The sequence below is a fragment of the Desulfobacter vibrioformis DSM 8776 genome (assembly GCF_000745975.1).
Lineage (GTDB): Bacteria > Desulfobacterota > Desulfobacteria > Desulfobacterales > Desulfobacteraceae > Desulfobacter > Desulfobacter vibrioformis.
Window position 1 is genome coordinate 1 of record NZ_JQKJ01000048.1, and the last position, 16097, is coordinate 16097.

Annotated in this window: 10 protein-coding genes; all 10 read left to right on the forward strand. The window is 41.0% G+C overall.

Annotation, left to right across the window (positions count from 1 at the left end; all coding sequences use genetic code 11):
* A partial coding sequence (locus Q366_RS18270; protein WP_245620014.1) for a DUF4160 domain-containing protein occupies nucleotides 1–309 on the forward strand: 309 nt, incomplete at its 5' end.
* A gap of 8 nt (nucleotides 310–317) precedes the next feature.
* A complete protein-coding gene (locus Q366_RS18275; protein WP_035240142.1) occupies nucleotides 318–578 on the forward strand; it encodes a DUF2442 domain-containing protein in 261 nt (86 codons plus the stop codon).
* Nucleotides 579–1158: 580 nt separating this feature from the next.
* A complete protein-coding gene (locus Q366_RS18280) occupies nucleotides 1159–2862 on the forward strand; it encodes a hypothetical protein (RefSeq protein WP_035241969.1) in 1704 nt (567 codons plus the stop codon).
* Nucleotides 2863–4416 (forward strand): hypothetical protein, encoded by a 1554-nt coding sequence (locus Q366_RS18285; protein WP_035241971.1) that lies wholly within the window; start codon nucleotides 2863–2865, stop codon nucleotides 4414–4416. It begins immediately after the preceding gene.
* 10 nt (nucleotides 4417–4426) lie between these two features.
* Nucleotides 4427–6154 (forward strand): nuclease-related domain-containing DEAD/DEAH box helicase, encoded by a 1728-nt coding sequence (locus Q366_RS22050; protein ID WP_035241973.1) that lies wholly within the window; start codon nucleotides 4427–4429, stop codon nucleotides 6152–6154.
* Between the two features lie 2 nt (nucleotides 6155–6156).
* Complete coding sequence (locus tag Q366_RS18295; protein ID WP_051958153.1) at nucleotides 6157–9609, forward strand: helicase-related protein; 3453 nt, start codon at nucleotides 6157–6159, stop codon at nucleotides 9607–9609.
* Nucleotides 9609–11528, forward strand: coding sequence for a DUF1998 domain-containing protein (drmB, locus tag Q366_RS18300; RefSeq protein ID WP_035241975.1), 1920 nt, complete (start codon nucleotides 9609–9611; stop codon nucleotides 11526–11528). The genes Q366_RS18295 and drmB overlap by 1 nt, the downstream gene beginning before the upstream one ends.
* A gap of 122 nt (nucleotides 11529–11650) precedes the next feature.
* A complete protein-coding gene (locus Q366_RS18305) occupies nucleotides 11651–13582 on the forward strand; it encodes an AIPR family protein (protein WP_425388337.1) in 1932 nt (643 codons plus the stop codon).
* 2 nt (nucleotides 13583–13584) lie between these two features.
* Nucleotides 13585–15198 carry a DNA cytosine methyltransferase gene (locus Q366_RS18310; protein WP_035241979.1) on the forward strand — a complete coding sequence of 538 codons (1614 nt, stop codon included), beginning with the start codon at nucleotides 13585–13587 and terminating at the stop codon, nucleotides 15196–15198.
* A 4-nt stretch (nucleotides 15199–15202) separates the two neighbouring features.
* Nucleotides 15203–15610 (forward strand): very short patch repair endonuclease, encoded by a 408-nt coding sequence (locus Q366_RS18315; RefSeq protein WP_035241981.1) that lies wholly within the window; start codon nucleotides 15203–15205, stop codon nucleotides 15608–15610.
* The last annotated feature ends 487 nt before the right edge of the window (nucleotides 15611–16097 follow it).

A 16097-nucleotide genomic window follows, 5' to 3' on the forward strand; every position in this document is an offset into this window, starting at 1 on the left:
AAAAGAGGTCTTTTTGCGGTATCATTACCGAAAACGGTTAACATAAGACAGGACGTTGCAATGCCGGAAATTACCAGGTTTTACGGGATCATTATAAAACTTTTTTTTGGGGACCATCCACCACCACACTTTCATGCTGTGTATGGTGAATACCTCGCACTTTTCGATATCAACTCTTTAAACGTGATTGAAGGGGATCTTCCGCCAAGGGCCAGGAAATTAGTTTTGGAATGGGCTGAAAAATATCAGGCTGAATTGAAGACAATCTGGGAAACTCAAGAATTTAAAAAATTACCACCTTTGGAGTGATTTTAAAAATGATTGTACCTAAAATAAAAACTGCAGTCGTGGCAGATCAAAATACTCTCGTTATTACATTTGTTAACGGAGAAGTAAAAAAATACAATATCAGCAGGCTGTTAACTAATGAAATGTTTTCACCTCTTAAAAATCAGGCATTTTTCAGAAACGTTAAAGTGGAGCCAGGCGGATATGCTGTATATTGGAATGATATGATTGATATTAGTGAATATGAATTATGGAAAAACGGAATTTCTGAAAACCCTTCAAACGCTTAATTGCTTCTAACAATCAGTTTCCTGAATATAGAGTCATCAATGACACAATCCGATTTATAATGTTTTTCAACACACCTGAATTACAGGGAAAGTATGTGGTTGGCTTTCATACAAAACAGAGACTGCTTAATGAATAGTCCTCTCTATAAGCATTGATTTATCTCTTTGAAAAACGAAAATCTTTTTCACTGTATTTGCACAATTGATTAAACAGGCTACCGACTTAAGGCGGGACAGTTTGAATCGGTCAATGAGAGTCTTCCAGCACATAAGTCTCGAGGTTGATACTTGGACTCAAATTTAGACATCCAAAAAAAATAGATGAAAAATCATTGAATAAACAACAACTTAGGGCAAGAGCTACATTATTTGTAGTAACAGTGACCAATTTGATGGTCAAACCCTAAGTCTCAAGGATAGGCACTTCATTAAAAGCCTTATTCTACAGGGTGTCCCGGCTTAAAATGGTAGCCATTAAACATTATACCGACTTGACAACATGGCTTTTTTAGGATTTACTAATTTTTGCTGATGTTGACAAGCCCTTCATGCTAAAGAGATTCTTTGGGAGGGAAAAGGTATGTCTGATTTTGAAAACTGTCTGTCTCAGGGACTACATCGTTTTATTGAAAAATGTTCACTTTCTCTAATTGAGAATAGGCCTACCTATTCTCAAGAGATAATTACATTATTTCTGTACACATTCAAATTTTTAAATGATAAATGGTCCGATACCACCAAACCAGTTCGTACCCTGAAAAAAAATATACTGGAAATACTCTACCTGTTATTAATTTGCCAAAAGCAAATTAAAGATAAAATAAGCTTCCTGAAAAAAACGGGAAACAATATAGAAGAGAATTGGAGTTTGAAGCTGGCAGATTTCCCTTTCATCGAAGCTAAAGACGAAAAAGAAATCATTAACCAGATATCTTCCGGTAACATAGAGTTGATAGATTTTGAATTTTCAGTATTGAATTTTGGAAAAGAACTTTCCAGAAACAAGTTTTTGGAAGTTGATCCTGCATTTGTTGAAAAAATAGAAAAGCAATTTGATATTTCGAAAAAAAATATTGGCAGATACACGCCTCAAAATGAACTCTTGTTGAAGACTCTGTTTACCGGAATTATTAAAAATCAACTGGGAGAAATTTATCCCGGCATCACTATCCTTCTACCATTGAGCATTTTGTTGAAAGAAATAGAAAAAATCAACAGTGGTGTTCCCGGTCAATCGCTAAAATCGCATGAAAACACTAAGCCTATTTCATTTAAAGTACCAGGTAGTTGCTCCTTTCCAGAAAATTTCTTGATTAAAGACCTTTCTGAAGGATACAGGCAAGTGCCGGATTGGGCGAGATGGCTGTTTCATGCAGGTGAGAAAATGGCTGCCATCCACCAGGACAAAAAAAATATTGTCCTTGGGCTTTCGCTGCCAACACGAGCTTATGCTGCACTGTTTTTTCTTCTCGGATTTGAAACATGGAATGCAATACAAAGCTTTAAAACAGAGAAGAATGAGAGTGAATACTTTAACAAATTGACACAGGTGGAAGAAAACACACCGCTTCTTATCTGGGACAACCAGAGATGGAAGCGGTGCTTTGCTAAAGGGATTGAAACAGTTAATAATCAGAAAATGTTTTGTGTCAATGTTCCTGGGACCGATAACAAAGGTCATATCAGATCGGTTACCAAAGAAGGTATCTTCAGAGTAAGAAAAGCTGTAGATCCAAAACGAGAGGTTGGTGTTCGTCAGCTTGGCTATTCCATGCGGGGATTTGAATTTCTTCAGGGATATTATGGTCAGAATGAAGAAGATATTTTAAACTATCTGATATCAAATAAGTCTCGATTTGCTTTGGTTGGGAATAAGACGGTTTTAAAAAATGAAAATGATGTTCTTCTGATCTTTATGAAAATCTGGGAAAAAAGGAGGGAGAAAGAACTCTCCGGCTCTCTGCTTGATATTTTGAGAATAGACCCTTTCCTTTTATCTGAATTGGACCTTGCAAGAGGGACTTTTTTAAGTCATGAAACCGCAGGGGAGTATGATGACTGTCCGGCCCTCATTGTTTTTGATGGATCTCTGCCATTTCTGAATCATTATGATGATCTGGATGCCGATATGAAAGTCATAATTTTTGATCGCAGTGAACCCAGATTTTTAGATGCATCAAGGATAATGCTGGATCTGCTTTATTCAGACAGGGAAAATGAAGATGAGATTCTGTTTTTTGAAAAACTGCCCGAAAGCGTTGAAGCGATCATGTTTGAGGAATAAATGGATATCCCGGATATAGAGTACATAACTGATTTATATAAAAATCGCGCGGAACTGAATCTCATCAGGTTTGAAAATCATAAACTTTCAATATTATCATCATCCATTTCACAATTAATTGCCGGGCTTGGGGAAGAAAAAAGTCTTTCTTTCTGGCCGGAGTTGATTTCATTTCTTAAAAGATACCGGTATGAAGTTGCAACAACGCCACTGCCTTTCACATCAGAACTGCTGTTAACAGATAATCTACTGTCTCTCTTAAATAAAGGTCTTGAATCTCAACTTGAATTTCCCGAATCGGTTCATCAGCTTAACCTGATAAATGAGCTGATCCATGACCTTCCTGTTGAAGATCATCCGTTTATGGAATGGCTTAAAACGCAGTATTTGAATAAAACGCATGAAACTTCCATCGCCATATGTATTCCTCATACAAGAAATCTTTATGGGGTGGAACAGTTCATTGAAAAGAAAAATCTGTTCCAGGATATAAAATATGAGATTATTAACCCAAGGCAGTTGAAGAAAAGTGTATTCTATGATCAGATATTTTTTTGCGGCTCTATCCACCTGTTTTCAGAAAATCAATATACAGACTATGAGTATGTATGGCGCTCACCAAGGGGCAGACAACTTTACTTCCTGTCTTTTTCCTGGATCAAGGAAGAATTCAACCCGGAACCAGTATTCAACGTGGAGCCGAACAGGCTCCCTGTCACGGTGAAGACAGAGACAGTGACAGAAAAATTAATCTTTGAAGATGTAACGCCTGCTTTGCAGAATACGGAAACAACAATTGAAGATTTGAATTTTTCACCCGTTTCATTCCTTCCAGGCGGTTCAAAATGTCGAACCGGATGTCATTCGGATATAACAGAATATGAATGTAAGGCAGTTTTTCTGGATGACGGATCTTTTATTTATAAGGATATGGAAAGTTATTCTCAAGTCGTCCGATTTGATCCCGAAACAAAGGTTGAAAAAGTTCCAAACAAAACGCTGAGGTCGGGGATGCCCTTGATTGTCAGAACAGAAGGAAGTGACGATTCCATCTCCGCCGTGGCAGATATGCTTCTGGGCACCAGAGCCGCCTTGATGCGTCAAATGCAGGATGACTGGAAAATCTGTTTCAGAAAAAAAGTATTTTCCTGTGAAGATCTGTCGGCGGTTGGAGAGGAATTGATTCGTTTCGGTTCACAGATAGCAAATGACACAAACATCCGGAACTGGATAAGAAGTGACACGATTAAGCCTAATGACTTCAACGAGTTCAAAGCGATAATGGAATTTTCAGGTATTTCCGAGAAAACAGATTTATACTGGAAGAATGCTCAACAGATTTCTATCATGCATAAAAAAGCTGGAAAAAAGATCAGCAAGCTTTTGAGATCAAAGATAACAACGACCGTCATGAATGATTTTTACAGATACGGAAGAATGGAAGTCGATCTGCCCGGTATTTCCGGAAAACTGTCTGTTATAAATATCGAAGCGGTTTCCTCTGATTACTTTATAATTGGTGCCACTCACGTTGATAAGTTGAAATATATTTGAGAGAAGGACAATGGCTGAAATTATCCCGCCTGTCATATCAGATTATAAATATGATGGAGAGCGTGAAGTCGCAAGGAATATAAAAAATGATCCCAAAACCCGACACTGGATTGTTCTGCATTCACTTGACGTTTCGAAACATACCTCTCAGGTAACCGGTGAATGTGACTTTGTGATGATTATTCCCGGGAAAGGCATACTGTGTCTTGAGGTTAAAGGATGCAGGTCTCTCAAGGTTGAAAAAGGTATGTGGTATTACGGGAAAAAGACCACCGGAGACAAAAGAGGACCATTTAAACAGGCATCGGCCAATATGCACAGCATTAGGGAATACCTTTGCAGCAGAAACCCGGATTTCGGGAAAATATTGTTCTGGTCTGCCGTTGTTTTTCCTTTCATACCTTTTAAAGAAACTTCACTTGAATGGAATGAATGGCAGGTTATTGACAGTGACAGCTTCAATTCAAGGCCTTCGTCACAACTTTTTTCAAATGTATTGGACCAGGCAGCAAAACTCCTGATGGGAAAGGCAGGGCTGAACTGGTTTGAAAAATCATCAGAAATGCCGAGTCCGGACCTCTGCCGGGAAATACTGAAAATTCTTCGACCGGAATTTGAGTTCTATCAGTCTCCATTCAGCAGAAGAAAAAAACTGTCTGACAATTTGAAGAAGTATACCTCGGAGCAGTATACAGCCCTTGATGCCATGCAGACCAACCACAGAGTCATATTCAACGGTCCTGCCGGTACGGGAAAAACCCTTCTGGCGATCGAAACTGCCCGACGGGCCATGATGGAAAACAAAAGGGTGTTATTTCTCTGTTTTAACAAAAATATATCCATATGGATAAAGGAACAGTTTGATGCGGAGGATTTGAAATTGATCACTGTATCAACACTGCATGCGCTCATGTTAAAAATTTCAGGCCTGAATATTCCTGGAAATACATCTTCTGAATTCTGGACAGATGTGCTGCCTGCTGCAGCAGTTGATAAAATAATTGATACCGGGGAAGCAGGAGATCATGAATATGACTGCCTGGTGCTGGATGAAGCCCAGGATATGCTGAGAGACAATTATATTGATTTTCTTGATTTACTCTTAAAAAATGGCATGAAAAAAGGTAGATGGAGGTATTTCGGTGATTTCAATAATCAGCAGATTTATTCGGCATCAACAATGGATCTGGATGGCTTCATCAGAAAACACAGTTCGAATACTCCTGTATATTCACTGGGAATAAACTGCCGGAACACTCCGAGGATAGCGGCTTATGCACATCTTCTCGGCGGACTTGATCCAGATTATAGATCTGTTTTACGTCCGGATGATCATGTCAGGCCTGAACTGAAGTTCTATGACAGCAGCGGGCAGCAGGAGAAAATACTTTCTGATCTGCTTGAAACAATAAGGTACGGGCAGAGATATAAAAATAATGAGATTGTTATACTTTCTCCTTTTTCAAAACGGTGTTGCGCCGGGAAACTTGATTCACCATGGAATCAACGTCTGGTTTCATATTCAGGAGTGACGGATAACTCCCGGATCAGTTACTGCACTATTCATGCTTTCAAGGGGCTGGAGGCTCCTGTAGTAATTGTTACGGACATGGAAGAAATCAGAAAAACAGAATCTATTAATCTGTTATATATTTCAATCACAAGGGCTTTGTCGAGGCTGGTAATACTGATAAACAAAAAGGCCCAGGCTGATCTGAAAAATATACTTGGAGTATGACAATGAGCCTGAAATCTGAGTCTGAACATATCTTGAACAGGGAACGGCTGACAGCATTCCTGAAATCTGAAATCATGGGGCCGTGTACTGAAGGGGAAGAGCTCGAATGTTCAGGCCCCATTTTTTTTGAAAAATGGGAAGATGCGATGAAGCCCTGGATTCAGAAAAATTCTCATGATGAAATCATCAAAAGAGAAACTCCGGTTAACCGCTACGGTATAGGGGTGCTGTATCCACCTCAGGTCGCACATCCTGAAATTCAGAGTTCGGATGTCAGCAAGGACCAGGAGGTACCTGAGCAGGGAGAGCCTTCGGATTCTTTTGATATGAAGCCCATCGGCAAACCCGAAAATGTTGTAAGTGATTCAGATGACTTTGATTTGTCATTAACGAATACGCTTCAACCTTCCAGCATGGGAATAAGCTTTCTTGCAGAGCTGCCTGAAGGCTCAGAAATAATAGTTGATGTCAATGCAGGAAGGTACCAGCCCCGGCAGGTTGAAATTGGAGGGATAACCAGAACCTGGTTTTTCAGGGAAGCGGTGTCATTGCCAGGGATATCATTCAGCAGCAGCGAAGTCAGGAAAGGCGTGGCGGTAAAAAATATTGAAAAATCATATGACAATGGATTGAAACTGTCAGTTGAATGTTTCTCACGCCCAGACTGTTATTCAAATGATGAAAAGCCTAACCATAGAAGGCTGGTCACAGTCTGTCTTGTAAACAGGACGTCTCGAAAAGCCTCTACCGCTTCAATGCAGAGCGAATTAACCCTGTTTCAGTCCAGTTTCAGCGTGCATGTACAGGGTGGCAGAATTCTGCCTTATCCTGAAGGTGAAATGGTTTCAGATCTGAACAATGATAGTGAAAGAGCTTCGTTCAGACTTCTGTACAGTCGAAAACAGACTTTTGCTGTCGGACATGGTTGCGCTGCCTGCTGGAATGATTCTTCAGATGCATATCCAGAATATATAAAAGCCGACCCTCTCCCCGAATATGAAATCCCCAGTATAACTCCTGATGCGCTGACTTCAGATGGTCAGCTTTTGAAAATATCAATGGCCGTTCTGGCTGATTACGAGGAAGGAAGATATGATCTGCTCAAAATGTTCATTGCCGAATACCGTTCTTGGATAACTGCAAAAGTTAAAGATATTCCGTCAATCGCTGCCGGTTTGCAGAAGACTGCACGGATACACATAGACAGAGCAGCAATCTGTGCAGATCGAATGGAAGCCGGCTTTGCATTCCTGATGAATGACAAATTAGCTGAAAGGGCTTTTATTCTTTCAAACAGAGCAATCCTTCTGCAGCAGGTCGCGGGAAACAGGAAACGCGATTTTGAATATGATATTAAGAATAAACGAAATCTTTTCAATCCGCCTTATAAGAATATCAGCTTGAAAAAACTTCCGAAACAGATGGGGTTCTGGAGAGCCTTTCAAATAGCTTTTATTCTGATGTCCCTTCGTTCATCAGTCACGCACTGTGATGAAAGGGATGAGGTAGAATTGATATGGTTTCCAACGGGCGGTGGCAAAACGGAGGCCTATCTGGGGCTTGCTGCTTTTGCGATGTTTTATAGAAGGCTCAAAGATCCAGACGATGACGGTGTACATGTACTTATGCGCTATACTCTGCGTCTTCTGACAACACAGCAGTTCCAGAGAGCCAGCAGACTGATCTGCGCCATGGAAAAAATACGTCAGGAAGAAGGGGGAATGGGAGATCGCCCTTTCTCCATAGGCATATGGGTAGGAAGTGCAAACACTCCCAACAAAAAAGATGGTGCTAAAACAGCCCTTAAAAAGCTGCAGACCAATCGATACGCTGAGAATCCTTTCGTCATAAGGCAGTGTCCCTGGTGCGGTGCCGAGATGGGGCAAAAGATTATTAAAAATAAACCTTATGTCCCTGGGTATATAGCAAAAGGTGGAACCGTTATATTTAAATGTCCGGACAAACAGTGTCTTTTCCATAAAAAGCTTCCGATTCATGTCATTGATGAAGAAATTTATGAAATAAGGCCATCTTTGATTATTGGAACAGTTGATAAATTTGCGATGCTTTCATGGGTACCTGCGTCAAGTTCTATTTTCGGGATTGATTCAAACGGAGAAAGAACAGGAAAACCACCTGGCTTGATTATACAGGATGAACTTCATCTGATATCAGGCCCGCTTGGAACTATGGTCGGGTTGTATGAAACGATTATAGAAGATCTTTGTACCGACCGGGAAAATGGTAAAGGTTTTAAACCGAAAATCGTCTGTTCGACGGCAACTATCCGGAGGTACCAGGAACAGGTCCGCTCATTATTTGCAAGGGAAAAGACAAATCTTTTTCCTCCGTCAGGACTGGATGCTGGTGATTCTTTTTTTGCCAGATATGCAGTTGACGATGATGGAAAACTGCTTCCAGGGCGAAGATATATGGGGATTTATGCTCCGGGTTTGCCTTCAATGCAGACCCTGCAGGTGCGAGTGTATTCAGCGTTGCTGATGGGCAGTATTCTTTTTGACGGTATTGAGAAAAGAGACCCATGGTGGACACTTCTTATTTTTTTTAACAGTATCAGAGAACTCGGTGGTGCCCTGTCATTATTCCAGACCGATATTCCGGGTGCATTGAAAGGAATTGCCGCTAGGCGCGGATTCAAGGAAAGACGATTTCTCAACAGAGTCCTTGAGCTTACCAGCAGGATGACCAATGAGGAAGTTCCTAACGCGCTGGAAGAACTTGCAAAAGAGTATTCCGGTAAAAATGCACGTTCCATTGATGTCTGTCTGGCCTCAAGCATTATTGAAGTCGGCATTGATGTAGATCGTCTGGCTCTGATGTCAATAGTCGGCCAACCCAAAACAATAGCACAGTATATTCAGGTTTCCGGGCGGGTTGGCAGGAAATGGTGGGAGCGACCGGGTCTGGTTACAACACTGTTCAGCAGCAGTAAACCAAGGGACAGGTCTCATTTTGAAAAATTTCAGAGTGCACACAGCCAGATGTACGCACAGGTTGAACCAACCAGCGTGACACCTTTTGCTCCCCCTGTTATCGACAGAGCTCTGCATGCACTTTTTGCCGTTTACCTCAGACTGATGGGAAGTAGTTCTGCCGCGGACAGCCCTTTAGACGTTGATCCTTCCCTGATTGAACAGCTTAAAAGAATAATTGAGAAGCGAGTTAAATTCATTGATGAGAATGAATATGACTCGGTAATGAAAAAATTTGATAAAAGGTTGAAGCAGTTCAACAGATGGGAAAGGCAATGGTGGGATAAACAGCAGGAGCAGTCAGACTGCCTCCTGCGCCGATATGAAACCTGGGTGACAGAGGATATGAAAAAAACATCCTGGGCCACACCTACCTCCATGAGGAATGTAGATGCCGAATGCCAGATGGATATTACCACCATGTATGTAAGTGATGAAGATGAGGAAGGAAAGGAAGAATAATGGCCGGACGCGGACCGTTACGACAATCTCAGGTGATTGCACCTTTTGGACCGGGTGCAATTCATACAGACAGATTTGGTGTTTCTCTCATCTGCTGCGGGCTGGATCATTGGTTCAGCAGAATTGAAAATGAAACAGATTGTGATGAATTCAAAATAACAGATGAATGGAGAATAAACAGAAGTCTCGGTGTTGATCATTTGAGGAAACCACCAGATTATAGAAATTCAATTTCTGGTGTTGATGTCCCCAATATCGGACTGACCATCCCGTTTCTCAGATTTCCAACGTGGCATTATTGCAGCAACTGCGGCTATATGAAAAAGACGGCATTGACGTATCAGGGATTGAAAGACAAAAATATCTGCCCTGTCTGCCAGATACAGAAATCTATCAAAGTACCACTTGTGCAAGTCAGATTTGCAGCGGTCTGTGATCAGGGCCACATCCAGGAATTTCCCTGGAATGAATGGGCGCATCAGGATCTGAACCCGGAATGCGGTGAGGATAAACTGATACTGAGGGAGTATGGCGGCGGAACCCTAGACAGTATCGAAGTTCTCTGTACCAAGTGTGGAAAAAGGAAACGACTGGGAGGTATTACATCGGGTGAACTTCAGATAAAAGGTGAACCTTTCACTTGTGCCGGGCAGAGGCTGTGGCTTCATGATGAAACTGGAACAGGTTGTGGAAGGCCTGTCAGAGGCATCCTTCGAAACGCATCCAACATTTATTTTTCGCAGATTTTCAGTTCAATATTCTTACCCAGAGAAGATAAAAAAACAGATTCTGAAACCCAGGAAATAATCCGAATTTTTGAAAAACCGGATATATCTTCGGTAATAGATATTCTGAAATCAATGGATACTGCCGTTGAAACAATTCTGGAAAAAATTCAAAGTCAGTATGGTAAATATCTTAAGGAATATGATACCGGACAGGTTCTGGCAGTCCTCAAAAAGCATCTGAAAGCAGGGACAGAAACTGAAAGCAGCGAAGGTTCACAATCCTGGGGCACCTATGACCGGGAAGCATTCAGGAGAGAAGAATACCGGATACTGTCTGAAGAGTGGGACATACCGTATCTGAATTCAGAAGAAGTGGATATTGGAAGGTACGCTGGTGCGGTGTCAAAAATTTTTTCTAAAATCATGCTGATAAAAAAACTTCGAGAGACCAGAGTGTTCACCGGATTCACACGCTTGAATCCTCCAAGTGAGCAGAACATTTCTGAATTGAGACAGAATCTGTGGCTGAACCAGCCGGATCAGTCAGATTCATGGCTTCCTGCTTCAATTATTAATGGAGAAGGGCTTTTTCTGGAATTTGACCACACTGCCCTGACCAAATGGCTGACTGGCCCCAAAAAAGAAAAAATTGAAAGGCGCGTTTCAAATCTTCGACGAAACTTTGAAGCAGCATCAAGAGAGAGGCAGGGGTTTGAAATTCACAATGAACTGCATCCGTTTTTTATCCTGATACATACATTTTCTCACCTTTTAATGAATCAACTGACATTTGAATGCGGTTACAGTTCTGCCTCATTGAGGGAGAGGCTTTATTTTTCATCCGATAAGGCAGCACCGATGGCAGCCCTCCTTCTTTATACAGCGGCGGGAGATTCGGAGGGAACTATGGGAGGGCTTGTCCGGATGGGAAAACCCGGAATGTTTGAGCCGATGCTGAAGGATGCTGTCCGCAGGTCCCAATGGTGTTCGGCTGATCCGGTATGTATGGAACTCGGTGACATGGGCGGTCAGGGGCCTTATTCCTGCAATCTTGCTGCCTGCCACAACTGCGCTCTGGTACCGGAAACTTCATGCGAAGAATTCAACAGATTCCTTGACAGAGGTGTGGTTACAGGGACAGTTGAGAACAGATCAATTGGATTCATGAATTTATTATTTGACAAAGAATAAAGTTTAAAATGAACAGTAAAAACAGCACTGAAGAACTCCTTCTGACCATTAATCGGGAAATTGAAGATATCCTGGCTCATTCAGGTGATGAAACCTCGTGGGAAGATCAGTTTGCAGAATTGATGATAGAACATCTGACAGAGGCCGGAGAACTGGATGATGGGGAGTTGTGTGAATTTAAAAGAAGAGAAGTTAAAGTTAACGGTTACAGTTATGGGAATGATGTTGACTCCATAGACCTTTTCACTGTTTTCTGTAGCAGAAATGTTCCTTCCGCGTCAATCAGCAGAAATCAGATTCAGAATGAACTGGACAAAACTTTAAATTTTCTGGGCAAATGCATGACAGAAGGGTACTTCAATCTCGTTCCGGAAGCCTCACCTGTAATGGATCTTGCCCTGCTGCTCCATGAAAGACGAAATAAACTCCAGGAAGTCAGAATCTTTCTTTTTACAGACTGTCGCTCAAAACCGGTCTCTTTCAAGGAGATCGAAAAGGAAAGCCTGAAAATATCTTTTCATATCTGGGATATCCAGAGATTGAGCCAAGTAATCAACTCCGGGAACAAAAGAGAAACCATTGAAATAGATTTCAAGAAAGAATTCGGAACCGCTGTTCCCTGCCTTGAGATAAATGATGCCAATACTGACTACAAAACTATTCTGGCAGTATTCCCAGGAGAGATACTGGCGGATCTTTATGAAAAATATAATGCTCGACTGCTTGAAAGGAATGTCAGGGCTTTTCTCCAGGCCAGAGGAAAAGTAAATAAAGGCATCAGAGCTACCCTCAATGCTGAACCCGGCATGTTTCTCGCCTACAATAACGGGATCACCGGGACTGCAGAAAGTATCGCACTTGAGAATCTTGAGTCCGGGGGGAAGGGTATTACATACCTGAAAGATTTTCAGATTGTAAACGGTGGACAGACAACTGCCTCATTGTACTATACCAGAAAAAAAGACAAAGCAGATCTGTCTGCAGCGTTTATTCAAGCAAAGCTATGCATTATTAACGATCAGATCAGACTTGATAAAGTTGTTCCGTTGGTATCAAGATATTCAAACAGCCAGAATAAGGTAAATGAAGCTGATTTTTATTCAAATGATCCGTTTCATATCGAAGTTGAAGAGTTATCCCGTACAGTATGGGCTCCCGCCCAGAGTGGTTCTAATCAGCTTACTCACTGGTTTTATGAACGTTCCAGAGGGCAGTACAATGATGAAAAATCCAAGCTTACACCGGCTCAAAGACGTAATTTCAGCAGAGAAAATCCGAGCCAGAAACGATTTGCCAAAACGGATCTGGCAAAATATGAGAATACATGGATTCAGGTGCCGTGGATTGTAAGTCTGGGTGCCCAGAAAAATTTCAGGGATTTCGCTGCGCGCCTCAGTGAGAGGAAAGGCTTTAAAGCCAGTCAAGATTATTATCAGAGATTAGTTGCAAAAGCGATATTGTTCAAAGAAACTGAAAAAATTATTTCCCGACAGAAATATGGTGGCTACAGGGCGCAGATAGTTGCATACTCATTATCCTGGCTCTCCTTTATTTCATATCAGCGGATAGATCTGGATAAAATCTGGAAGAATCAATGCCTGAGCGAAGATCTTACAGAAGCGATCAGAAAGATATCTGCTACTGTGCATGAACACATTACCAATCCACCAGGAGGGCGGAATATCACTGAGTGGTGCAAGAAAAAAGAATGCTGGGAGAACCTCAAAGATCTTGACATGCCAGTCAAACTTTCTGAAATATCTTTGGATCAGATCACTGCCAAGGGATTCCGGCCAAGTAGCCCGGAAAAAGGAATTGATGGACCGGACGAAAATGATGAGAAGTTGATCTTGGAGGTAATGCAAACCCCTTCTGAAAAATGGTTTGAAATTGCACAGTGGGCAAAAGAGACCGATAATTTACAGACATGGCAGAGAAGTATTTCTTACAGCATTGGGAAGCTTATTGCCCGAGGTAAAAGCCCCTCTCGAAAGCAGGCTTTTCAGGGTAAAAAAATTATTGATGAAGTGAAAGAACTGGGCTTTCCTGTGTAGCTATGAAAAACGTTGCTGTTGTAGATCTGTTTGCAGGCCCTGGTGGTCTTGGCGAAGGCTTTTCTTCGCTGAGTTATGATAACGGGAGTCCCGTTTTTAAAATTATGCTTTCTATCGAAAAAGAGATAAATGCTCACAAGACACTCCTGCTGAGAAGCTTCTTTCGAAAGTTCCCAAAAGGTAAAATACCATTTGAATATTACAGCTACCTTAAAGGTGAAATTGACAGTCAGGAAACACTTTTCACTATGTTTCCTGATGAGTTCAAAAAAGCTCGTGATGAAGCATGGTGTGCTGAACTGGGTTCATCTGAGTCATTAAATCAAAAAATTGATAGCAGAATAAAATCTATTAAATGTGAATATGGAGACCGATGGGTTCTGATCGGTGGACCTCCATGTCAGGCATACTCCACCATTGGTCGATCTCGAAATAAAGGGAAAAAGGATTATATACCTGAAAAAGATCCGAAGAATTATTTATACAAGGAGTATTTAAGAATAATTGCCAGACATCTGCCTGCTGCATTCATTATGGAAAATGTTACAGGAATGCTTTCTGCCAAGGTCAATGGAAAATCAATTTTTGAAAAAATCCTCAGCGATTTGAAGTGTCCGCTTAAAACTCTTCAGGAAAATGAAAATACTGACTTTGAAAATGAAAATACTGACTTTGAAAATGAAAATACTGACTTTGAAAATGATTATGAGATTTATCCTCTAATCATGCCTCAAAATGGTGATGCTATTACTCCTGAATTTACAAACCCCAGAGATTATATAATCAAATCTGAAGAATTCGGCATTCCTCAAAGGCGACACCGTGTTGTACTGTTTGGCATCAGGAGGAAATATTCATCCGGAAGGCCTAATACTCTCAAGCCAAGCAGGCGCGTTACAACTGTTGAAGAAACGCTGAGTGATTTGCCAAAGTTAAGAAGTGGACTGTCCAAAGATAAAGATTCTCCCGAAAAATGGAAAAACCGTGTACTTCGGTTAAGGTCCAATAAATGGTTCCTTGAATATGTCAGTAAAAAAGGCGAAATTCAGGACAGCTTGATAGAGAGCCTGAAAAAAATCGAAACATCACCAAATTTTGATACTGGTGGACGCTTTGTTCAAGGTAAGGCTCCGGGAAAGATGATAAATTCATGGTGGTATGAAGATCAAAGGCTTGACGGGGCATGTAATCACCAGAGTAAATCGCATATGGCATCAGATTTACATCGTTATCTTTATGCATCCTGTTTTTGCAAATGTCATGGTGTATCTCCCAGAATTCACGAATTTCCCAATGAGCTGATTCCAAAGCATAAGAATGCCAGAAGTGGGAAATTTAACGACAGATTTCGGGTTCAAGTCCATTATATGCCATCTACTACTGTAACCAGTCATATTTCCAAAGATGGTCACTATTTCATACATTATGACCCTGTGCAGTGCAGAAGCTTTACTGTAAGAGAAGCTGCAAGATTGCAAACATTCCCTGACAATTATTTTTTTGAAGGAAGTCGAACACAGCAATACATTCAGGTCGGCAATGCTGTTCCTCCTCTTCTGGCGTTCCAGATCGCCGGGGTCGTGTTCAAAAGTTTAAAGAAGTCGGGGATGATATAAAAGCATGGATACACTGTCGCCCCAAAAAAGAAGCTGGAATATGTCACGGATTAAAAATCGTGATACTAAACCGGAGATCACTGTTCGTTCACTTCTGCATAGAATGGGGTACCGTTTCAGACTTCACCGGAAAGATCTCCCCGGCAAACCAGATATTGTATTGCCCAAATATAATACGGTCATTTTTGTGCATGGCTGTTTCTGGCATAGACATAAGAATTGCCATTTCGCTTATACGCCGAAAAGTAATATTACGTTCTGGACTGAAAAATTTGAAAAAAATATAAGACGTGATGCTAAGAACAAGGCCGAGCTTGAGAATTTAGGCTGGAATGTAAGAATAATTTGGGAGTGCGAAGCCAATAATCAGAAAAATTTAAAAGGGATTATTCAAAAATATTTACAGTTGTGAATTTTTATAGTTCTCAGCAGATTCAAAAGAATTAAAAAATTAAGAAGCTTAAATCATAATCAAAATTCAAATTGACTTGTTTTGAAGAACCTTTAGGTGATCTTAGATTGGGGCGGTGAACTTTAAATTTTTTCCGTGTGGACTATATCAGATCTCATCCTGTAGATTCCACCGTTTGAGTACCTGAGATTCGGCAAAAATTCTCACTTACAGTTACATTTCACGGGAAAAAAACTTTCTCGTAAGATGGGAATTTTAAGATAGCAGGAACCGCCCATGCCTTGGCATCCTCCTCCCCCCTTTGGGGGGGATAAGAGGGGGGGGGCTACGATTCTTTATTTAAGATACCTAAATTTTTTTTATTTTGAAAAAGATATTTTTTTGTAAAATAACTTGGGACGCATTTAAATTCATTTTGATAACAGGATGTTACGCCAAGTTTTAAAAGTGAGATTTTTTTTCTCATGGCCGATACCTTTTCAAATTT